Below are 21,131 nucleotides of genomic sequence, written 5' to 3'. Positions count from 1 at the left end.
GGGGATCAGTCCGGGGCGTAGATGGCGACCCAGTCGACCTGGAGGTTCACCACGTCCGGGGTGGTCTCGTCCGGGCACGCCTCCCAGGTGTGGCCGCAGTACCAGGCCTGGGACTGCAGGGCGAGCGCCATCGGCTCGTCCGGCACCTGGTCGCCGGTGAGCGTCGCCCACGGCGCACCGTCGAGCGTGTAGACCAGCTTTCCCGGGGTCCACTCCAGCCCGACGGTGTGCCAGCGGGTGAAGTCCCCGGGCACGCTGCGTTCGACCGGGACACCGGTGACCGGGTGCAGGACGCCGTACATCCGGTCCCGGCCCTTGCCGTTGTCCTCGGCGATGTCGATCTCCGGCGGGTAGACGTTGTCGCCCGGCCAGAGCAGCAGGGCGTACGCGATCCCGGTGCCCTGGTCCATCCGGAACCGGATGTCGTAGCGGCCGTAGGTGCGGGTCAGCGCCCACCGGTTGGAGATGCCGCCGGTGACGTAGAGGTTGTCCCGGTCGGCCTCCCGCCAGCCGCCGATGGTCAGCATCCCGCCGCCGACCGAGACGTGCCCGGGGTCGAACCAGCCGCCCGGGTCACCGTCGGGCTGACCGGAGTAGGCGAACCAGTCGTCGCTCAACGCGCTGCCGGTGAAGTCGTCGACGAAGATCTGCCGCCAGCCGGGCAGGTCACCACGGGGCAGGGCCACTCCGGACGGGTTCATCGTGCCGGCTCCTTGCGACGAGGTGGGTGGCGGGCCGGCCGGCGGCACGCCCGTACCGTCGGTCCGGGGGTCGTCGGCGGGTCCGGTGCCGTGCCGCAGCAGCGGCACCGCGACGCCGAGAGTCAGCACCACGGCGGCGAGCAGGGCGGCGACGGCCAGCGGGGCGCCGCGCCGCCACCACGGTCGGTCGCCGCTCATGGTCGGTCGCCGCTCATTTCAACTGCCGGCCGGCCCGGCGGGCGACCCGGCGGGTGAACCGCCACGCCGGCTGCGCCAGCCGCTTGGCCTGCGGCATCATCCGGGGACCGCCGGTGCGGACCAGGTCGAGCAGCGCGTCGGCGTCATGGTCGTCGGTGGGCAGCAACCGGGGTACGGCGAGCCGCCGGTCGCCTCGCCGGTAGCGGCGTCGGCCGACCTCGCAGGCGTTGTCGTGCCCGGCACGTCGGACCGCCGCCCGGACCCGCCAGTCGTGGTAGCCGTGCGGGTAGCAGAACGACCGGACGGGGCGGCCGATGTGTTGTTCGAGCCGGTCCCGGGCCGCGGTGATCTCGGCGGTGGCCCGATGCGGGGGCAGTACGTCGAGCGGATGGTGCCACCACCCGTGCGAGCCGACCTCGACGCGCCCGGAGTCGGCCACCTCGGTCAGTTGCGCCCAGTCCAGCAGCGGCCCGAAGTCGGCGGCCCACTGCCCCAGCCAGTCGGCGGACTCCCCCAGGTGCCCCACCGACGGGTACAGGGTGGCGCTGGCGCCGGCGGCGTCGAGCAGCGGCAGCGCACGGGTGAGAAAATCGGCGTACCCGTCGTCGAAGGTGAGGGCGACCAGCGGCGGACCCGGCGGGTCGCGGTCCCGGTCGCGGTCCGCAGCGGCGTCGGCGTCGAGCTGGTCGAGCGCGGCGCTGAGACCGACCATCCGGTATCCGGCGTCGGCGAGCGCGGCGAGCTGTTCGGCGAACCGGGTCGGGCCGACGGCGAGCGACCGCAGCGGGCCGGAGTCGATCACCGAGACCGAGTGGTACATCAGCACCGGCAGGGCGGTGCCCGCCGGCGCGCCGGAGGCCGTCATCCCAGGGGACTACCCGTTGCGTGGGTGGCAAACCCGGCGATCGGCCCGATCGCGCGGCCGGTTGACCGGGTGACAGGGGGTTGGACCGGCTGAGGAGAGCGCCGGCTGCGGGGCCCTGACGGGGGTCGGAGTTCGCCAGGGCACCCGCAGCCGGTGGTAGCCACCGAAAATTCCGGGATCTGAGCCGGTATTTTCGGCTACTTGTCGCAAAGATTACGGCTCCAGGATGGAGCGGTCAACCAGTACGGCTGTGCCGTCGTCACCGGCCGGGCGGGGCCGCCATCGCCAACGTCGCGCGCACCGCGTCGTACGCCGGCTTCGGCTGGTACTGCTCGTCGTAGATGTTGGCCGCGCCTTCGCCTTCGAACCAGTCGGGCACCCAGGAGTACTTGTCGGTGACGCCCCAGAAGGTGAACGAGTGGCACCGGGTGGCCAGCAGGCAGCCCTGCAGCAGGGTGTTGAAGCCCTGCGCCTGGGCCTGCAACTTGAACACGTCGGTCGGCATCGGCATCCGCACGTCGGCCTCGGTGACGGCGGTCTCCAACCCGAGCGCCTCGAATCGGCGCAGGTTCTCGGCCACGGCGGTCGCCGACCAGAAGCCGTACTGGGCGCCGAGGTGGCCCTGGATCCCCATGCCGTGCACCGGAACCTTCTGCCGGCGCAGCTCCCGGACCAGGTCGTAGTAGGCGGTGCTCTTGGCGCTGATCCCCTCCACGTTGTAGTCGTTGAGGAACAGCTTGGCGCTCGGGTCGGCCCGGTGCGCCCAGCGGAACGCGTCGGCGATGTACGACGGGCCCAGCTCGCGCAGCCAGATGGTGTCGCGCAGTTCGGCGTTGTCGTCGAAGATCTCGTTGGCCACGTCCCACTGGTGGATACGACCCTTGAAGTGACGGACGGTGTCGGTGATGTGGTCGCGCAGGATCTGCCGCAGCTCGGTCGGGCCGATCTCACCCGACTCGACGCCCTCGGTGAGCCAGGCCGGGTTCTGGTTGTGCCAGACCAGGACGTGTCCGCGGACCACCTGCTTGTTGCGGCGGGCGAAGTCGACCAGGTCGTCGGCGGGTCCGTAGTCGCGCTCGCCACGGACCGGCTCCAGGGTCTCCCATTTCATGACGTTCTCGGCCGTGACGCTGGAAAACTGGGCGGCGATCGTGTCGCGGTAGGTGTCGTCCTCGGCGAGCGCGGTCATGTCGACCGCCGCGCCGACCTGCAGCTTGTTCCATTTCGCCAGGTCACGCAGGGTCTGCTCGCCGACGGGCGGACCGCCGGTCGGCGGGCCGGCGCCGGGCCGACCGGGGTGGGCGAGGGCAGCGGCACCAGCACCGATCGTGGCCATCATCGCCACGGAGAGTGCGCCGGCGGCGAGTACACGGGTCGCCTTCATGGCATCCTTCCGATGAACTGCACGGCGGAAGCGCCGGGGGCACGGGAGCATCAACCCGGGACGAGCGACCGAAATACTCCCGTAAGTATCACGGGTATTTCCGGAACACTTCCGTAAGTTGATGGAAACCTATGGCCAGGCGATGCCATAGTCAACCCTCGATACCGAGGGGTCCAGGTGACCCGGCGTCAGTCGACCCAGCCGCACTTACGGGAGAACCGCAGCAGGTGCCCCCGCAGCTCGATGATCTGCCCGCCGGTCAGGTACGGAGCCTCCGACAGCAGCAGCTCGGTGATCCGCTGCAGGTACTCCGGCTCCGAGAAGATCTCACACAACTCGTCGTCGCCGCCCTCGGCGGACGACGCCGACGCCCGGGCCACGGCCGGCGTCGCCGACCCGGCGTCCTCGACGATCTCCACGTCGTACGCCTTCGGACCCCGACCACCGTCGATGACCTTGAACGACACCCGGGTGCCGGTCGCGACCCGGATGCCCCGCTGGGTCAACTCACCAGCGTGCACGAAGACGTCGTCGCCGCCGTCGTCCGGAGCGATGAAACCGTAGCCCCGGCCTTCGTCGAACCGCACCACCCTGCCGACACCCATGAGGAACCCCTCCTACCGACCCATCCGCACCACCACCGCTACCACACGCACCTGGCACCATACCAGCGAGGGGTACGGTGCCAGGCACATGCGGTCACATCGACGGATGCCCGGTCAGGTCGGTGTGCACCGCGGGGTGGGCAAGCTGTTCGTGCCGGTGAACGAGGCCAGGAAGCCGAAGCTGGTGCTCGCACCGGCGGCGAGAGCGCCGTTGTAGGACACGTTGCGGGCGGTCACCGACGATCCCTGAGTGGTGACCGTCGCGTTCCATGCCTGGCTGACCGTCTGCCCGTTGGCGAACGTCCAGGTCACCGTCCAGCCACTGATCGCCGCCGCGCCGGCGGTGACCCGTACCTCACCCTGGAAGCCGCCCGGCCACTGGCTGGTCACCGCGTACGTCGCCGTACAGCCGGTATTGCCCGGCGGTGGTGTGGTCGGCGCAGGTGTCGTCGGGGGCGCAGTGGTCGGGGGTGGCGTGGTCGGGGGCGCAGTCGTCGGGGGTGGCGTGGTCGGCGGTGGCGTGGTGGTCGGGCCGCCCCAGCCGGAGGTGGTGTCCAGCCAGGCGGCGCGGCGCAGCATCCAGTCCTGCATGAACTGGACCTGGCCCTGCCAGGTCGGTGCGGTCGGGGTGTAGAAGAAGCCGATCATCGGGCTGGTCAGGTTCGGCCAGCGCTGGAAGTTGCGCTGTGCCGCGTTGGTCAGTGGCGTGGCCAACGCGGTGATCCGGGCCTGCAGCGACGCGTCCGACAGCAATCCCCGACGCAGTGACTGCCAACGCAGTCGGACGTCGTCGACGAAGGCGGGGTCGCGCATCAGCTGGTTGAACCAGTCGTTCGCCACCGGCTGACGGGTCTGCTGGTACTGCCAGCCGGCGATCTGGTCGTTCTGGAAGAAGCCGCCCACCCCGAAGGTCAGGTCGTAGTCCCACAGCGGCCCGGCTTTGATCTTGGCGTCCCGGTCCTTGTAGAAGTAGGCGCTGCGGATGTAGGCGTCCATCTCGCGGCTCAGCTCGTTGAGGATCATCTGGTCCACGAACGAGGCGACATCGATGTACGCCCGGTAGCCGGTCTGCGGATCGGCGAAGTTCGGCGCGCGCAGCACGTTGTGGAACTCCTGGATATGACCGCGTAGCCAGTCGCGCTGTTCCGGCTGCAGCGGATCCGGGTCGGCGACCTCAAGATAGTTCCAGCAGGTGGCGGCCGGCCCGGTGCAGGGCAGGATCGGTTCCTCGGCGGCCATCCACTCGAACTTCCAGATGTAGCCGCCGGTGATCCGTGGCAGTGTCCGGTCGTCCTCGTCCAACTGCTTCAGATCGAGCCGCTCCTTCGCGTTCTTGATCGTCTCGACGAGCATGTAGACGCCCATGTAGTCGTCGTTGCCGACCGGGGTGGCGTCGGTGTTGCGATAGAACTCGACGAACCGGTAGCGCTGGGCGTGGATCCCCATCTCCCGTCCGAGGTCGTAGACGAGCGCCTCGCGGATCAGCGACTTGTCGGGGAACGGTCCGCGCAGCACCCAGTCCGACTGGGCGGGCATGCCGAGCACCGGGTAGTCGGCATCGTCGTCGTCGTTGTCCCAGAACTCGACCCGGTACGGGGTCTTGTCGAACGTCGAGGACGACTGCCCGCGCAGCCGGAACCCGGCCCGGGTGGCGACCGCCGGGGTGCCGGTCAACGACGTGGTTCCACCTGCCGGGTCGAAGATCATCAGAGCGGAGTCGAAGTACTCCCGGTCGGGCCGGCCGGCACCGTACGAGTCGATCACGACGACCGGCAGGTCGTGGCTGGTGGTGACGGTCCGGGCGACGTACATGGCGGTGCCCGGCGCTCCGGAGGCGGCGCCGCCGACGAACGCCTGGGCGCGCAGCTGGGTGGTACGGGTGAACCGCAACGGCGTACCGGAGTACAGGGTGGACTGGGCGGTCGGCAGCTGACCGTTGGTGGTGTAGCGGATCTGCGCACCGGCGACCGTGGTACTCAGGCCGACGGAGATCTCGTTCTGGAAGGTGCCGCTGGGCACCGAGAAGACGATGTCGCCGACCAGTTCGTCGGCGGCCTCGGCGGCGGCCAGTTCGTCGGCCGCGGTGAGCGCGGTGGTGGGCTGGCCGCCGCCGGCACGCCGGTCGTCTGCGGCGAGTTCAGCGGCGGAGCGCTCGGAGCCGGCGACCGGTTCCGCGCCGGCCGGCGGTGAATGGGAGACGAGCAGCCCGGCGACGAGGGTGGCCGCAGCGGCGGCTCCCACCGCACGGACGGCCGCCGTCGCGGTCCCGGTGCTACGGGCGGTCAGACGCACGATGCCTCCTGTTCGATTCGACGTACCAGGGTCGGCACCGGGCGCGGCGACGGACCCGACGGCCGGTCGGACGCCGCAGCGGTACCGCAGAAGTGCCGGCGCAGGGTGCGCCGCCACGGGCCGTCCGGCAGGTCCGGCCGCAGGGCGGCGAGGCCGGTGGCGTACTTGGAGATGCGGATCGGGCGGATGCCCCGGTGCCACAGCAGCCGGTCCACGGCGGCGGCCGCCGCGCTCGACTTGGTCTCCACCACGGCGACCTCGGGCAGCGCCAGACTGGTCCGCCCGCACTGCCAGCGCAGCTCGGTGTCTATGGTGACCCGGCTGACGGTGGCCGGCAGCAGCAGCGTGCTGCGCCGGTAGGTGGTGACCAGGGTCGGCGCGAAGTCGCCCTCGGCTGTGATCATCTCGCGGGTGAGCACCTCGTCGACGAAGGCGCGACCGGGTTGGACCTCGCCCCGGTCCGACGACCGGTACGGCAGCCGGTGCTTGGTGATGCTGTCCCGGGCACCGTTGATCTTGACTTCCAGCCAGCAGTCGTCGGAGTCCAGGTAGGTCCGGGTGCGCACCTTGAACCGCCGCCGACGCCGGTACGCGGCACAGTGGTAGCTGGCCAGCCTCGGGGTGTCGAAGTAGACCGACTCGTAGCGGAACGACCGGTCACCGTCGATGTCCAGCACCCTGGTGTCGGCGTCCAACTGGCTCAGCAGCGCCGGCAGTGTGGCCAGCGGGACGACGTACTTGCGGTCCACTCTGGTCTGCAACGCGGCACACTCGACGAGCTCAGGCAGGTCGATCGGTGTCAGCTCGCCGAGTACGGCGGCGATCGCCAGGTTGGTCATCGGCCCGCTCCCGCCGACGCTGGGGTGCCGGTCGCGGTCGGTGCGCTCCGCCGGCCGGCCAGCGAGTACCGCACGTCCACGATCGTCGTTTCGTTCACCAGGTCGAGCCGCTGGATCGTGGCGGCGTGCACCCGGGCACCGAGCAGCTGCTCCAGATGGGCGACGAGGGCCACCTGATCGGTGACGGCCGAGTCGAGCACCATGATCTGGTGCCGGTAGTGCTTGAGCAGCCGGGGATGGTCGCCGAGGAACATGACGGTGACGATGAGCGCCATCAGGCCGGCGCTGAGCCAGATCGAGGTGGTGCTCAGCGCGCCGAGGATGCCCAGGGCGAGAGCGGAGAAGTAGTAGGCCACCTCGTGCTGGTCCAGCTCCGTCGAACGCAGCCGGATGATCGACAGTACGCCGAACAGCGCCAGCCCGAGGCCGAGTCCGGCACCGACGTTACTGGCGCTCAGGGCGCTGGCGACGGCGAGCACGCCGACGTTGACGCCGAGGTAGGCCACGACGAGGTCCCGTCGACGGTGGCGCGGAAAGTACAGCCCGAAGACGAGCAGCGCCACCGCGCCGATGTCGATCGCGAACAGGACGAGCTGCGTCATCTCGTTCGTTCCTCCTGGGTCGCCGTCGAGGGGGCGGCGGCGGATCGGCGCATGCGTCAGCGCATTGCGCGTACGGCAACCGAACACCCTCGGAACTTCCGGTAAACTTTCGGGAACTCTTCCGAAACGGTAGCCATCGCATTGATTTACGTCAATGCCTTAGGCCAGGTGTGACCCGATCCGCGCCGGTTCGGTCCGGTGGTCGTGCCAGCGCGATCCCACCGACACCTGCTCCAGCTGCGGCGGCGGCCATGCCTGGCCGGGCCCAGACAGCCGCCAACAGCTCAAGACCGAGTACGCCGACGCCCGCGTATCGCTGTCGGTCTACCTCGCGCCCCAGCGACGAGCCGATGTACTACGACGACGGATCACACCGCAGGATCCGCCCCCGCCCCGCTACCGTCTCATCCGGAGTACAGCCGCCGGGTGCGCCGCCCCGGCGGTACACCAGGGAAAGAAGGTGGCCTACGTGGTTCAGGCTGCGATCGCGCGACGGGTGGCCGCCGGGTGCGCCGCGACCGTCGCTGGAGCATGGCCGGCGGCAGCAGCCGCTGTCGGCACCCTGGTCGCAGTGCTGGTGCTGGCGCGCCAGGCCCGTCCCGTCGTTGAAGCCACCGCCTGGTCGTGGCGCTTCGCCGAGCAGGCCCCGACCACCATCGTCGGCCCGGTCGGCACCGCCCGGCTGGCCGGCTGGGCGCTGCTGGTCGCAACCCTCGTCGCTGGCTGGCGTACGGCCGCCGCGCTCGGTGCGTGCGCCGCCGTGGTAGCCGAGCTGGCAGTGCTGATGACCGACGTACGCGACCACGCCGCGCCAGGTTGGCACCTCGTGCTCGCCGTGATCGTCGCCGTACCGCTGTGCTGCTCGCGGCTTGCCGACGGTGGCGGCCGCGAGCAACGGCCGGTCCCGGGTCGCTTCTGGGCCGCTGCGGCCGTACTGGGGTCGGGTACGGCACTCGCCGCCGCCGGGGTGCCGCTGGCGGCGCAACGGTACGGCGACACCGTGGCGGTGGCCAGCCGAGCGGTAGCCGGCATCGGGCTCGGCACCCTGGCGCTCGTGGCTCTGCTCAGCCTCGTCGCGGTGTCGGCGTTCCCGGTTGCCGTACGCCTCCGGGCGGTGGTGCTGCTCGCGACCCTGGTGGCGTTGCTGGCGACGACACACCTCGGCTATGACGAGGCGTTCATGTCGATGCTCGACTATCCGGTCCTGCGCAGCCAGCCGGCCATGGCGTTGGTGCTGGCCGCCGTAGCAGCGACCGTGGTGCTGACGCTCGGCACGCTCGCGGTGCGTTCACGGAAAGGAGCGAGCAGGTGACACCGACCCCCCTTGGCGACGCTCGGCGGGATCTCGCGGAAATGCTGCCCTGGGCGAAATCTCTCCCGGACTCCGAGGTCGATCAGCTGATCGCGGAGTTGGGCGCCTTGGCTCGGAAGGGAAGAACGCTGGCGGCGCTCGACTCAACGGACACTCTGCTCACGCAGTGGCGGCATACGGCGGAGATATCCCGCGACCCGGCACTGCTGGAGATCATCAGCAGGGAGCCGGAGGGCGACTTCGGGACGGTCGAGCCACCGGGAGCTGGCCTCAAATCATCTTGACCTTGTCGAGAAAGACCTGCCAACTCGCGCTGCGGGCGGCCGGTGGCTGGAACAGCAGCCGTTGGACAACGATCTCCTCCGCGACCCTTGGGCTGTCGGAGACCTCGTACGACCGGAAGTTGACCCTGACTCCCGCAGGCCGGACCGCTTTCCTCAGTTGTTCCTTCGCGTTCCGGATCTTGCCGACGTCCTTGCCCGTGTACTGGTCGGGCAGCCGCCAGGACCGGTGAACCGCCCGCACCGCCGTCGGGAAGAGAAACCACCACGCCTCGGTCTCCCAGGCCGGCACCACGGCAAGGACCGGCCAGGGCAACGAGCGAAACGCATCCTCAACCTTCTTGATCAAAGCCTGGTGCGCCGGCTCCACATCATCGGCGTCCTCATGCATCAGCACCGCACGGATCGGAGACCGTACGGCCTGCGCCCGCAGCACCGCGCTGACGCGGGTCGTCTGGCTCGGGATCCGGTCCAGCGGAACCTTGCGCACCAACGCCATCGGCTTGCGGAGCGGCTTCAGGCTCCCTTTCGGAAGATCAGGACGTAGGGCCGAGACAAGGATGCAGACCACCTGACGATCGTTGTCGTCCTCGCCCAGCACGACGACGATCGGCTGCTGTCGGCCGTGTACTCTACTCACTCCGGGCAACCGCCCAACGCGCCGGTGAACCACAGCTCGCCGAGCCCGATCTCGCCATGCAGTTCCCGTTCCATGGCCCGCACCGTGTCCGGATCGATCGCCGGGATCCGTGACGCGGCGTCCTCGCCACGTTCACAGACGATCAGCTCGTCCGGGGTCAGCCGGTTGACCAGCGGCGGCGAGTGTGTCGCAATTAGGAACTGGGTGCGCTCGGACGCCTCTCGCAACAACTCGACCAACCGGTCGAGGATGTGTGGATGCAGGCCGTGGTCGATCTCCTCGATGCAGGTAAGACGCGGCGGCGCCGGGTCGTAAAGCAGAGCGAGCAGCGCAAGAGCCCGGATCGAGCCGTACGACGCCTCCTGCAAGGTCGTCGCACCCGGCAGCCCACGCTCCACGAGGGTGAGTACGGTCCCCTCACCGGCACCACCGATCGGCCGGAACTGCAGTGCCTCCAGGCCCGGGATGAAGGCTCGCGCGTCGCGCTGCAGCGCGGCGAACTGGTCGCTGTGCTCATCGGCCAGGTAGGCGAGGAACGACGCCAGGTTGCTGGCGTCGTTGGCCAGTTGCCGGCTGCGCTGCTCCGTTGACGGCAGGCGGGCCGCAGCCACGTCGATGTCGAACACCCGGAAACTGGCGAACATGTCGGCGAGCGCTTCGACCTGCTCGCCGCCCTCCTCGGCACTGAGTTTGGGCAACGTCGACAAACCCAGCGAACCCTCGCGCAGACTGGCTTTCCGCTCCCCACCCTCGGGGCCATGGAAGGTGACCTGGTTGCCGGAGACCGCGATACGCCGGCCCGGTCCGGCGGTCCGCTTGAACGCGAATGTCTCGGACCGCCGCAGGTAGTAGCGGTCGGTCTGGCCGCGTAGCTTCCCCCGGGACACACCGAGCTGGTAGTTGTCGGTGGCCCGCAAATTGCTGTTCTTGGTGACAGCGGCCTCCACCTCGATGGTGATGCTGGGCCGCTGGTCGCCACCGCCCCGGAACAGCACCCGGTCGAAACCACCGCGTCGCTCCAGCGCGGGCCCGAGGTCCTCCCGGGTGGCGTCGCCGAGGAAGGCGATCACGTCGAGGAGGTTGGACTTACCGGCGCCGTTGGGTCCGACGAGTACGTTGAGTGCGGCGAGCCGCACCTCCACTGCCCGGAGGCTGCGAAAGTTGCTCACCTTGAGCCTGAGCAGGTACGGGGGATGTCGGACGGCCACGGCAGCAGGCTACCCGCTCGGCGCAGCGCCGCCAGCCAGGCGCAGCAAGTTGCCCCGCTTCGAATTACCAAGGACACAGCCAGTCCCCCTTCCGAGGTGTCCGATGACCGTCTCCGGCGGGCCGAACGAACACCAGACAACTCGTCCGGCTGGCCGTTGTCCATTGACGCGCACTCTGGTTGCATTGCCCGGGTTCGAGGAGTGTGCACACCAGACAGGAGTCGCCGATGGTCGCGGCGCAGGAGACGACGCTGCAGAAGTTGCTCGAAGGCACCAAGCAGTACCAGGTGCCGTTGTACCAGCGGACGTACTCGTGGTCCGAGCATCAGTGCAAGCGGCTCTGGGAGGACATCAAGAAGCTCGCCGACGACCGCCGCACCGACCCCGCCGCCACCCACTTCATCGGCTCGGTGGTGCTGGCACCGAGCCCCGGGCTCGGCCCGGTCGGGGTGCAGGAGTTCCTGGTCGTCGACGGGCAGCAACGCCTCACCACGCTGTCGATCCTGCTCTGCGCGATCCGCGACCACCGGGCAACGACCGAGGATTCCAAGCACCGGGGACGCATCGAGCAGCTGTACCTGATCAACCAGTTCGAGTCCGATCCGCACCGGCTCAAACTCCTACCCACCCAGGCCGACCGGGACGCGTACCTGGCCTGTGTGGAGTCGACCCCGCAGGTCGGCGGCAGCGACCACGTCGGCTCAGCGTACCGGTTCTTTGCCAGCCGGCTGAGGGAGTACGACGACCCCGAGGACCCGTTCGACATCGCGCGGATCGAGAATGCCGTCATCACCGGGTTGGCGCTGGTAGCGGTTATCGCGCAGGCCGGCGACAACGTCTATCGGATCTTCGAGTCGCTGAACAACACCGGCCTGCAGTTGACCCAGGCCGACCTGCTGCGCAACTACCTGTTCATGCGGCTGCCCACCCGGGGCGAAACCGTGTACAAGTCGCTGTGGTTCCCGCTGCAGGAGAGCCTCACCAGCGACGACCAGGACCGAAGAAACCTCGAGCTGCTCTTCTGGCTCGATCTGGTGCAGCGCGACGGCCGCGCCAAGCAGACCGACATCTATGCCGCGCACCAGAAGCGGCTCAACGCGATGCGCGGCGAAGCGGAGATCGAAGCGGAGGTACGCCGGTTCAGCCACCTCGGCGCGCTGCTGAAGATCATCCTGCATCCGGAGAGCGAGCCCGACCCCGAGGTCCGGCGGCGGCTGACCCGGCTGCACGCCTGGGGCGCGACCACTGTCTACCCGCTGCTGCTGCACCTGCTGGACCGCCGCGCGCAGGGCACTGCCACCGTCGGGCAGGTCATCGCCGCCATGCGGTACGTGGAGAGCTTCTTCGTCCGCCGCCTGGTAATCGGCCGGGCCACCGCCAACATCAACCGGATCCTGATGTCGATCGTCACCGAGATGGACCCAAAACTCCCGGTCGACGAAGCGGTCCGGGCGTACCTGTCGACTGGCCGTAAGCACTACGCGACCGACGCGCAGATCCGCTCGTTGACCAGGACCATCCCCTTCTATCTCAACGGACGCGCGCATCAGCGCAACCTCGTACTCCAGTGGTTGGAGGAGGCGCACCGCAGCAAGGAGCCGGTGGCCGCCGACTCGCTCACCATCGAGCATGTGCTGCCGCAGACGCCGACCGCGCAGTGGCGGCAGATGCTCAACGACGACCTCGGGCCCGACGAGAACTTCACCGACGTGCACGAGTCACTGGTGCACACGATCGGCAACCTGACCCTCACCGGATACAACTCCGAGCTGGGCAACAAACCGTTCGACGCCAAGAAGGCCGCGTTGGCGAAGAGCCCGATCGTGCTCAACCGGGACATCGCCCAGCAGGAGCGGTGGGGGCGGCCGGAGATCCAGGCCCGCAGCGAGGCGCTCGCCGAGCAGATCATCTCGCTCTGGCCGGGCCCGGTCGAGGCCTCCCGCGACAACGACTCCGACGTGCCGTGGGACGTGATGAACCGGGCGCTGGCCGAGCTGCCTGCCGGCTCGTGGACCACGTACGGCGACGTGGCCGCGCTGATCGGCAGCCACCCGGTGCCGGTCGGGGCACGGCTGGCGAACCATCCGGTGCCGAACGCACACCGGGTGCTGCAGACCGGCGGCACTGTCTCGCCGGGCTTCCGTTGGCCCGATCCGGCCCGTACCGACGACCCGCTCGACCTGTTGCGGGCCGAAGGGGTCGAGTTCGACGGCAGCGGGCGGGCCGTCCCGGAGCAGCGGATCCCGCTGGACGAGCTCGCCCAGCTCGCCGGGCTCAGCACCGATGATCTGCCGCGCCCCCGGTCACCGCGATCCAGCGCGGCGCACGCCGAACGCTTCAGCACACAGCTGGCCCAGCTGCAGGACCCGCCAGTGGCAGCCGCCGTGCAGGCCGTCCTCGACAGCTGGACCACGCTCGGCGGCAACCTGCTCTACGGCACCGGCGACGAGACGTCGTGCTTCCTCATCGCCCGCGGCAAGGATCACCGGCTCGGCAACATCTGGCCGGCCACGATTTACCCGAGTGGCAAGTTCGAGATCGTCTTCCAGCATTTCAAGAACCGGGTGCCGTTCGACGACGTGGCGCTGCGTGAGGAGTTCCGGCAACGGCTCAACAAGATTCCCGGGGTGAACATCGCGGCGGCCCGGATCGGGCTGCGGCCCGGCTTGCGGCTGTCGGTGCTCGCCGACCCGGCGGCCCGTGAGCTGCTGATCGAACAGCTCGACTGGTTCTACCAGCAGGCACAACCGCCGACCGAGGACGACGCGGACGAAGGGTGATCAGTTGGCCGGACCGCCAACTGGTGGGCAGTGCCGTCGAGTGGATCGACGGTACTGTCCCACCCGCCGTCACCGACCGTACCCGCTGCTGTTGAGAGGTTGCCCGTGCCGCAACTCGCCCTCGCCGCCAGCTTCTGGGATAGCTACGACGTGCTGGAAAAGCCGATCAAAGCCGGGGTACGCAAGGCGATGGCGAAGTTTCAGCAGCTCAGCATCGCCGAGCTGCACGCCGACAAGGGCCTGCACCTGGAGTCGGTGCACAACTCGCGGGACGCCCGGATGCGGACCATCCGGATCACCGATTTCTGGCGCGGGGTGGTCCTGGCGCCGGACGACGGCAGCGACACGTTCCTGCTGACCAACGTGGTGCCGCACGATGACGCGTACGACTGGGCGGCGAAGCGGCTCTACACGGTCAACACGGTGACCCGTGGGTTGGAGGTCCGCAACGTCGTCGCGATCGAGCAGCTGACTCCGGCGCTGGAACAGGCAGCAGCGGGCGCGCCGACGCTGCTGTTCGCGGCCCACTCCGACAAGACGCTGCGGCAGCTCGGCATCGACGACCAGGTGCTGCGGGCGGCTCGTACGATCGTCGACAAGGCACAGTTGGAGGCGTTCGGCACGCTGCTGCCGGAGGACCAGTTCGAGGTGTTGCAGTACCTCGCTGAAGGTTTCACCCCGGACGACGTGTACCGCGACGTCGTCGCCGAGCGCCGCCCGGCTGACGCCGACAGCCGGCCGACCGACAGCCTGGAGCTGGCGATCGCCAACACCCGAAGCCGGATCACTCTGGTCAGCGGGCCGGCGGAGCTCGCCGAGATTCTGGAGAAACCGTTCGCCGCCTGGCGGATCTTCCTGCACCCGTCGCAGCGTCGGGTCGCCTACCGCCCGGCGTACGGCGGCCCGGTGCAGGTGACCGGCGGACCCGGCACCGGCAAGACGGTGGTGGCGCTGCACCGGGTGAAGCATCTGCTGGCCCGCTCCCCCGGCCGCCGGGTGCTGCTCACCACGTACACGACGGCGTTGGCGGCGGCGCTGCGGGAGCAGTTGGCGCAGTTGATCGGCGACGACGAGGCGGCACTGTCCCGGGTAGAGGTCACCACGGTCAACGCGTACGCGGTCCGGGTGGTGCGGGAGCGGACCGGCCGGGTGCCGTCGCTGATCGGCGACGTCCCGGAGCGGCAGATCTGGCGGCGGGTCGTCGACCGGCTCGCATTGCCCTGGACCGAGCAGTTCCTGGCCCAGGAGTTGCGGCACGTGATCCTCGGTCAGCAGGTCGACGACCTGGCCGGCTACCTGCGGGTGACCCGGCGAGGGCGTGGTTCGATGCTCGGCCCACGCCAGCGGGAGCAGGTCTGGCAGGCAGTGGAGGCGCTGCGCGCCGAGTTGACCGAAGCTGGTGCCACCACCCATCTGCAGTTGTGCGCCGACGCGGCGCGGCTGCTCGCCGATGGCGACACCGGCGCCGGGGCCGGCACCGCCGACGACGCGTCTCTCCGGTTCGACCATGTGGTGGTCGACGAGGCGCAGGATCTGCACCCGGCGCAGTGGCGGCTGCTGCGGGCGGCGGTGCCACCCGGTCCGGACGACATCTTCCTCACCGGGGATCCGCATCAACGGATCTACGACGCGAAGGTGTCGCTGGCCGCGCTCGGGATCCGTACCGCCGGGCGCAGTTTCCGGTTGCGGATCAACTACCGCAGTACGGCGGAGATCCTCGCCTGGTCGACTGGGCTTCTTGATGGCACCGGCGTCGAAGGTCTCGACGGGGACGGCCGGGACAACCTGACCGGCTACCGGTCGCTGCTGCGGGGCCGGCAGCCGACTGTGACTGGGTATCTGGACGAGTCGGCCGAGGTGGCGGCGCTGGTGCGGCGGGTCCGCGAGTGGCTGGACCGAGGCATACGGCCAGCGGAGATCGCCGTCTGTGCCCGCTTCAAGGCCAGGCTGGACCCGGTGCAGGCAGCGTTGGCCGAGGTCGGTGTCCCGACGGTGCTGGTCAAGGACCAGCCGTCGGCGGACGTCGATGGTGTCCGGCTGGCCACCATGCACGCGATGAAGGGGCTGGAGTTCCGCTGCGTCGCGGTCCTCGGGGTGGGCGCGTCGGCGGTGCCGTACGCCCGCAACGTGACCCCGGCGGAGGTGGACCACATTCAGCACGACAGTGATCTGCTGCGGGAGCGCTGCGTACTGTTCGTCGCCTGCACCCGTGCCCGCGAGGCCCTGCACGTGTCCTGGACCGACCAGCCCAGCCCGTTCCTGCCGGTGCCGACGCCGCAGCGTTGAGCGCGCCGTCAGCTCTGCTCGGTATGCACCAGCCAGTCCTCGACCACAGGCGGAGCTGGTGGTCCGGCCCGCAGCCAGGCATGCAGTGCGTCGATCAACGGTCGGGGATTCTTCCGCGACCGGGGGAAGGTCCGGCTGCTGGTGAACAGCAGCCCCGGCATCGCGGCGCCGACCTGCATCGCCTGCAGCAGGATCGGCCGAAAGTCCTTGACGTTCTCGGTCAGCAGCCATGCCCGCTGTGCCGCCGCCCCGGCGAACACCTCAGGATCGGTCATTGCGCGCAGGTCCACCCGCTGCGCGACCGAGTGGATGTCCGGGTGCCCGAGGTCCGTGAGCGCTGCCGCGATGGCCGGCGGAAACATCTCATCCAGCACCAGTACGGTCGTTTTCACGCGATGAGCCGCTGCTGGACCCGCCACGCGTGCTCGGCGCGCTCGGAGGCTTCTTCGGCGGCGTCGATCTCGGCGTCGATCTCCGCCCGGTAGTCGCCGTAGTAGTTCACCGCCGCCGCGATCCGGTTGACGTCCAGAGCGAAGACCTCGGCAGCCGCGCTCAGCGCCGACGGGCCACGTTCGTCGATCTCGCGGAGAAACTTGACGATCTCCCAGATGTCCGGCCCGTATGCGAGGGCCGCGCGACGACCGGTCGGCCCGTCCTTGAACAGGATGCCGGGATGGTCCGCCATCCTCAGCCCTTCATCGACGAGGCGTTGCGCCAACGCCGACGCGTTTCCTGCGGTCGCGGCCTGCGCTCTGCGGCGGAGGCGGGCGAGCAGGACCTCGTCGAACCGGATGGACGTCGGCTTCGCCATGTGCTACATCGTTGCAGTTGTAGCGCAAGGAGCAGGACGTCTGGGCACTACGGCTACGGCCGTGCCGGTGGTGGGGCGTCCACCCGGTCGGACGCCCCACCACCGTGGCGCACGTCAGGCGACGGCGCAGGGGGTGCCGTTCAGGGTGAACGACGTCGGCCTACCACTGTTGCCGGTGTGGGTGGCCTGGAAGCCGATGCTCTGCGAACCGTTCGGCGGGATCGTGGCGTTGTAGGAGACGTTGCGGGCGGTCACCGCGCCGCTGGTCGGCGAGTACGTGGCGTTCCAGCCCGAGGTGATGGTCTGCCCGGACGGCAGGGTGAACGCCAGGGACCAGCCGTTGATCGCGCTGCTGCCGGTGTTGGCGATGGTCACCGAGGCGACGAGCCCGTTGTTCCACGCGTTCACTCCGTAGGTGACCCGGCACGCCCCGGACGGCGGCGGCGTGGTCGGCGGGGCCGTCGTGGGCGGCGCGGTGGTCGGTGGCGCCGTCGTCGGGGGCGCGGTGGTCGGGGGTGCGGTGGTCGGGGGCGCCGTCGTCGGGGGCGCGGTCGTCGGCGTGGTGCCGTCGAGCCCGAAGAAGCGGATCACCTGGGCGGCGTCGACCGGCAGGTTGTGCCCGACACCCTGCATGCTGATCGCCTCGACCGGGGCCATCCCACCGGAGCCGCCGTAGCGGGTGCGGGTGTAGTTGCTCTGCGGGCTGTCGGTGTAGGTCGGCGTCTGGCTGAGCCCGTGCACGTTGGTCCACTGCTTCACCTGCTCGGCGAAGTTCGGGTAGCGCAGCGTGTCGTCGTTGGTGCCGTGCCAGATCTGCATCCGGGGCCAGGGGCCGCGGTAGCTGGGGTTGGTGTTACGGACGGCGTCACCCCACTGTTGGGCGGTACGGACGATCTGCCCGTTGGCGCACTGGCTGTTCCACTCGGAGCCGCCGGTGGTGGCGAAGCAGGTGAACGGTACGCCGGCGAAGGACGCGCCGGCGGCGAAGACGTCCGGGTAGACGCCGAGCATGACGTTGGTCATCATCGCGCCGGACGACGTCCCGGTGGCGAAGATCCGGCCGGGATCGGCGTTGTAGCGCTGCTGCACGTAGCTGATCATCGAGCGGATGCCGACCGGGTCGCTGCCGCCGCCCCGGGTCAGTGCCTGCTGGGAGTAGACATCGAAGCACTGGCTGCTGCGGGTCACCGACGGGTAGATGACGATGTAGCCGTACCGGTCGGCCAGCGAGGCGTACTGGGTGCCGGAGTAGTAGGCGGGCCCGGTGCCGGTGCAGTAGTGCATGGCGACGAGGATCGCCGGGCGGGTCGCGACCCGGTCCGGCACGTACAGGTACATGCGCAGGTTGCTGGGGTTGGTGCCGAAGTTGGTGACTTCGGTGAGGGTGGCCGCCGAGGCGGGTGCCGCGAAGGTCAGGGCGGCCGCCGCGGCCGTCACGGCGGCGGCGGTGACGGCCAGCATCTTGGCCATGAGTCTCATGTGCTTCCTCCGGAACGCACGCAGGGGGAATCCGGTACGGGGCTGCCCAGGCTCCCGCTTTACTCCGGCTCGAAACAGTTACTAGTATCGATAGAAACAGTTCGAGGCACAAGGTCGAACCTCAGATCGACATCGAGGCATCCCTATGGAAGCGCTTCGACACCTCGTAGCATGAGCCGGGCGAAGCCCCAGATCAAGCGGAAGGTTGGCGAACGTCGTGGACCACGCCCCGACACACCCGGAACACCCGCCGACGGTCGGCACACCGTCGGCAGGCCAACCGTCGGTAGGTCAACCGTCGGGGAGCCAGCGCCGGGGTCGCCGCCGCGGCGAACTGTCCGTCGCGACGATCGCCGAGCTCGCCGGGGTCTCCAAACCCACAGTTTCGAAGGTCCTCAACGGACGCACCGGGGTGGCGCTGGAGACCCGCCGCCGGATCGAGGCACTGGTCCGCGAGCACGGCTACCAGCGACCCGGATCGGTCACCCCGACCGCCGGCGTCGAAGTGGTGTTCTACCAGCTGGAAAGCCACCTGGCGATCGAGATCCTGCGCGGGGTCGAGCAGGTCGCCCGGACCCACGAACTCTCCGTCGGCTTCACCGAGGTGCAGGGCCGCACCGACCCGGGACGCTCCTGGGCCGAGCAGTTGCTCGCCCGCCGGCCGGTCGGGGTGATCGCCGTCTACTCCGCGTTCACCCCCGAGCAGCACGCCCAGCTCGCCGCCAGCGCCATCCCGCTGGTGGCCCTCGATCCGGTCGGTGAGCCCGTACACGCCACCCCGTCGGTCGGGGCCACCAACTGGAACGGCGGTATCACCGCGACCCGCCACCTGCTCGACCTCGGACACCGCCGGATCGCCGTGATCAGCGGGCCGATCGAGATGCTGGGGGCCCGCGCCCGGCTGGAGGGCTGCCGGGCGGCGATGGACGCCGTCGGCGTACGGCTCGACGACGACCTGGTCCGCGGCGGCCGGTTCTACTACGAGGACGGCGCGGCGCTCGGCCGTGACCTGCTCGACCGACCCGACCGTCCGACGGCGGTGATCTGCGGCAACGACCTGCAGGCCCTCGGCGTCTACACCGCCGCCTGGCAGCTCGGCCTGCGCATCCCGGACGATCTGAGCGTCGTTGGGTTCGACGACATCGACAACGCGCGTTGGTGCTGCCCGCCGCTGACCACCGTACGGCAGCCGCTGGCCGAGATGGCCTCGACCGCGACCGGCATGGTGCTCACCATGGCAGCCGGCGGGTCGCCGCCGCAGCGCCGGGTGGAGATCGGCACCACCCTGGTCGTCCGGGGCAGCACGGCCGCGCCAGCGATCGTAAGGTGACGTATGAACTGGACACTGGAAGTGGTCGTGGTCCCGGTTTCGGATCTGGACCGGGCCAAGGACTTCTACGCCGGGCAGCTCGGCTTCGTCGTCGACCACGACACGAAGATCAACGACGAGGTACGGATCATCCAGCTGACCCCGCCCGGGTCGGGCTGCTCCGTGGTGATCGGCAAAGGCGCCGTTCCGGAGATGCCGCCCGGTTCACTGCGTGGGCTGCAGCTCGTCGTCGCCGACATCAAGGCCGCGCACGCCGAGCTCAGCGGACGCGGCGTCGCGGTCAGTGACATCCAGGTCCTCGGCGAAAACCCGCGACCGGTGCCCGACCCGCTGGACAACGTCGGTTTCTTCTTCTTCACCGACCCGGACGGCAACGGCTGGGCGGTGCAGCAGATCTCCAGCCGGGCCTGAGCTCCGCCCACGCAGGCCCCGCCGGTGTCCGATCAGGCCGGGGCCTCGGCGAACAGCGCCTGCTCGGCCCGCATCCGCGACGCCAGGTCCGTCCGGGGCGGACGGTAGTCGGCGGCCCGGATCGCCGCCAGCAACGGCGGGTACGGTGCGATCCCGTGCCGCTGGGCGTAGTAGGCGCTCGCGTCGGGCCAGACGAACCGCCCGTCGGTGCGGTAGGTCAGCGGCACCACCTCGCCCAACTCCGGGTCGACCACGTCGGCCATCGTCGCCGTGGTCAGCAGCACCGCGTCGGCCCCGTACAGGTAGCCGGCCACCGACTCGCGCTCGGCCGCGTCCAACGACGGCCGGTCGTCAGCGAAGATCGGCCGACCGGCGTCGTCGACGCCGTCGAAGACCGGGACCAGTTCCGGATCCGCCGCGGACGCCGCCCACAGCAGGGTCGCGCCGGCCAGCGCTGCCCGATGGTAGGCCGGCAGCGCCGTGTCCGCGCCGAACACCTCCACCCGAGGCGGGTCCTCCCCCACCTCGACGAGCCGGGCCTGGGCCGTCGCGGTAACCGACGCCAGGTCGGCAGGGTCGGCCACCTCGACCAGGAAGACCCGGACGTCGCCGGTATCGACGCCGGTTCGCAGCACACCCCAGATCCCGCGTACGCCCGGTTCGTCGCGCAGCGCCGTGACGATCGCCTCGGTCCCGGCAACCACCACCGCCGGATCGGACGCCGCCCGATCGGACCCACCGGCCGGATCGCTACCGGCCAGCGTAGATCCACCCGGCAGCGGCGCCCACTCGTACGCCGGTGCCCGCAGGCCGTAGTGCGCCAGCGCGTCGGCAGCGGCCGCCGCGCCCACGTCGCGGGCGAGGAACGCGACGGCGGCCAGTTCGTCACCGGTAAGACTGGTGCCGTCGGCGCCGGTGGTGACCGCACGCTCGATCTCCACCGGCACAGCGGCAGCGGTCACCGAATCATCGCTTGCCGCCAGCTCCGATGCGGCGGCCAGTGCGGTGCGCGCGGCCGCCAGGGCGGCATCGTCGGTTGTCCCCGCAAACGCCAGCAGCAGACGGTGCCAGTGCCCGGTCACGTGGGTCCCTTCTCGTACGTTGGTT

Annotated in this window: 19 protein-coding genes and 1 pseudogene; 6 read left to right on the top strand and 14 right to left on the bottom strand. The window is 69.8% G+C overall.

Annotation, left to right across the window (positions count from 1 at the left end):
* Positions 1 to 5 precede the first annotated feature (5 nt).
* From O7623_RS28325 to O7623_RS28290, 8 genes and pseudogenes are all read right to left on the bottom strand, one after another.
* Positions 6 to 899: a glycoside hydrolase family 16 protein gene (locus tag O7623_RS28325; protein WP_282225986.1), complete on the bottom strand. Its 894-nt coding sequence runs from the start codon at positions 897 to 899 to the stop codon at positions 6 to 8.
* A 13-nt stretch (positions 900 to 912) separates the two neighbouring features.
* Positions 913 to 1,764 carry a polysaccharide deacetylase family protein gene (locus tag O7623_RS28320; protein ID WP_282225985.1) on the bottom strand — a complete coding sequence of 284 codons (852 nt, stop codon included), beginning with the start codon at positions 1,762 to 1,764 and terminating at the stop codon, positions 913 to 915.
* A gap of 259 nt (positions 1,765 to 2,023) precedes the next feature.
* Positions 2,024 to 3,148 carry an endo-1,4-beta-xylanase gene (locus O7623_RS28315; protein ID WP_282225984.1) on the bottom strand — a complete coding sequence of 375 codons (1,125 nt, stop codon included), beginning with the start codon at positions 3,146 to 3,148 and terminating at the stop codon, positions 2,024 to 2,026.
* A 188-nt stretch (positions 3,149 to 3,336) separates the two neighbouring features.
* Positions 3,337 to 3,753 carry a cold shock domain-containing protein gene (locus O7623_RS28310; RefSeq protein ID WP_282225983.1) on the bottom strand — a complete coding sequence of 139 codons (417 nt, stop codon included), beginning with the start codon at positions 3,751 to 3,753 and terminating at the stop codon, positions 3,337 to 3,339.
* A gap of 114 nt (positions 3,754 to 3,867) precedes the next feature.
* Positions 3,868 to 5,460 carry a CotH kinase family protein gene (locus tag O7623_RS28305; RefSeq protein WP_282229622.1) on the bottom strand — a complete coding sequence of 531 codons (1,593 nt, stop codon included), beginning with the start codon at positions 5,458 to 5,460 and terminating at the stop codon, positions 3,868 to 3,870.
* A gap of 117 nt (positions 5,461 to 5,577) precedes the next feature.
* A pseudogene (locus tag O7623_RS28300) lies at positions 5,578 to 5,772 on the bottom strand (chitobiase/beta-hexosaminidase C-terminal domain-containing protein); the annotation flags it as partial.
* Positions 5,773 to 6,035: 263 nt separating this feature from the next.
* On the bottom strand, positions 6,036 to 6,884 hold the full coding sequence (locus O7623_RS28295; protein WP_282225982.1) for a polyphosphate polymerase domain-containing protein: 849 nt from the start codon (positions 6,882 to 6,884) through the stop codon (positions 6,036 to 6,038).
* Positions 6,881 to 7,486: a DUF4956 domain-containing protein gene (locus tag O7623_RS28290; RefSeq protein ID WP_282225981.1), complete on the bottom strand. Its 606-nt coding sequence runs from the start codon at positions 7,484 to 7,486 to the stop codon at positions 6,881 to 6,883. The genes O7623_RS28295 and O7623_RS28290 overlap by 4 nt, the downstream gene beginning before the upstream one ends.
* A gap of 469 nt (positions 7,487 to 7,955) precedes the next feature.
* Between O7623_RS28290 and O7623_RS28285 the strand changes: the two genes are divergently transcribed.
* Complete coding sequence (locus O7623_RS28285; protein ID WP_282225980.1) at positions 7,956 to 8,798, top strand: hypothetical protein; 843 nt, start codon at positions 7,956 to 7,958, stop codon at positions 8,796 to 8,798.
* Complete coding sequence (locus tag O7623_RS28280; protein ID WP_282225979.1) at positions 8,795 to 9,082, top strand: hypothetical protein; 288 nt, start codon at positions 8,795 to 8,797, stop codon at positions 9,080 to 9,082. The genes O7623_RS28285 and O7623_RS28280 overlap by 4 nt, the downstream gene beginning before the upstream one ends.
* On the opposite strand, the gene O7623_RS28275 is transcribed toward O7623_RS28280, so the two are convergent.
* Both O7623_RS28275 and O7623_RS28270 read right to left on the bottom strand, forming a co-directional pair.
* Positions 9,069 to 9,680 carry a hypothetical protein gene (locus O7623_RS28275; RefSeq protein WP_282225978.1) on the bottom strand — a complete coding sequence of 204 codons (612 nt, stop codon included), beginning with the start codon at positions 9,678 to 9,680 and terminating at the stop codon, positions 9,069 to 9,071. The two genes, O7623_RS28280 and O7623_RS28275, sit on opposite strands and share 14 nt — an antisense overlap.
* A 35-nt stretch (positions 9,681 to 9,715) precedes the next feature.
* A complete protein-coding gene (locus O7623_RS28270; RefSeq protein WP_282225977.1) occupies positions 9,716 to 10,927 on the bottom strand; it encodes an AAA family ATPase in 1,212 nt (403 codons plus the stop codon).
* 227 nt (positions 10,928 to 11,154) lie between these two features.
* Between O7623_RS28270 and O7623_RS28265 the strand changes: the two genes are divergently transcribed.
* Both O7623_RS28265 and O7623_RS28260 read left to right on the top strand, forming a co-directional pair.
* Positions 11,155 to 13,707 (top strand): DUF262 domain-containing protein, encoded by a 2,553-nt coding sequence (locus tag O7623_RS28265; RefSeq protein WP_282225976.1) that lies wholly within the window; start codon positions 11,155 to 11,157, stop codon positions 13,705 to 13,707.
* Positions 13,708 to 13,812: 105 nt separating this feature from the next.
* Positions 13,813 to 15,993: a UvrD-helicase domain-containing protein gene (locus tag O7623_RS28260; RefSeq protein ID WP_282225975.1), complete on the top strand. Its 2,181-nt coding sequence runs from the start codon at positions 13,813 to 13,815 to the stop codon at positions 15,991 to 15,993.
* Positions 15,994 to 16,001: 8 nt separating this feature from the next.
* On the opposite strand, the gene O7623_RS28255 is transcribed toward O7623_RS28260, so the two are convergent.
* The 3 genes from O7623_RS28255 to O7623_RS28245 all read right to left on the bottom strand — a co-directional run bounded on the left by O7623_RS28255 (position 16,002) and on the right by O7623_RS28245 (position 18,283).
* On the bottom strand, positions 16,002 to 16,385 hold the full coding sequence (locus tag O7623_RS28255; RefSeq protein WP_282225974.1) for a DUF5615 family PIN-like protein: 384 nt from the start codon (positions 16,383 to 16,385) through the stop codon (positions 16,002 to 16,004).
* Positions 16,382 to 16,804 (bottom strand): hypothetical protein, encoded by a 423-nt coding sequence (locus O7623_RS28250; RefSeq protein WP_282225973.1) that lies wholly within the window; start codon positions 16,802 to 16,804, stop codon positions 16,382 to 16,384. The genes O7623_RS28255 and O7623_RS28250 overlap by 4 nt, the downstream gene beginning before the upstream one ends.
* Before the next feature lie 114 nt (positions 16,805 to 16,918).
* Complete coding sequence (locus tag O7623_RS28245) at positions 16,919 to 18,283, bottom strand: PHB depolymerase family esterase (RefSeq protein WP_282225972.1); 1,365 nt, start codon at positions 18,281 to 18,283, stop codon at positions 16,919 to 16,921.
* Positions 18,284 to 18,500: 217 nt separating this feature from the next.
* Between O7623_RS28245 and O7623_RS28240 the strand changes: the two genes are divergently transcribed.
* Together O7623_RS28240 and O7623_RS28235 are read left to right on the top strand one after the other, a co-directional pair.
* The gene (locus O7623_RS28240) at positions 18,501 to 19,613 is read left to right on the top strand and encodes a LacI family DNA-binding transcriptional regulator (protein ID WP_282225971.1); all 1,113 of its coding nucleotides are present in this window, start codon (positions 18,501 to 18,503) and stop codon (positions 19,611 to 19,613) included.
* A 3-nt stretch (positions 19,614 to 19,616) separates the two neighbouring features.
* A complete protein-coding gene (locus O7623_RS28235; RefSeq protein ID WP_282225970.1) occupies positions 19,617 to 20,024 on the top strand; it encodes a VOC family protein in 408 nt (135 codons plus the stop codon).
* Positions 20,025 to 20,056: 32 nt separating this feature from the next.
* Here the strand turns inward: O7623_RS28235 and O7623_RS28230 are convergent, their stop codons facing one another.
* On the bottom strand, positions 20,057 to 21,106 hold the full coding sequence (locus O7623_RS28230) for a hypothetical protein (RefSeq protein ID WP_282225969.1): 1,050 nt from the start codon (positions 21,104 to 21,106) through the stop codon (positions 20,057 to 20,059).
* Between the last annotated feature and the right edge of the window lie 25 nt (positions 21,107 to 21,131).

Source organism: Solwaraspora sp. WMMD791, assembly GCF_029581195.1.
GTDB lineage: Bacteria > Actinomycetota > Actinomycetes > Mycobacteriales > Micromonosporaceae > Micromonospora_E.
This window is presented reverse-complemented; position numbering and strand designations above follow the sequence as displayed.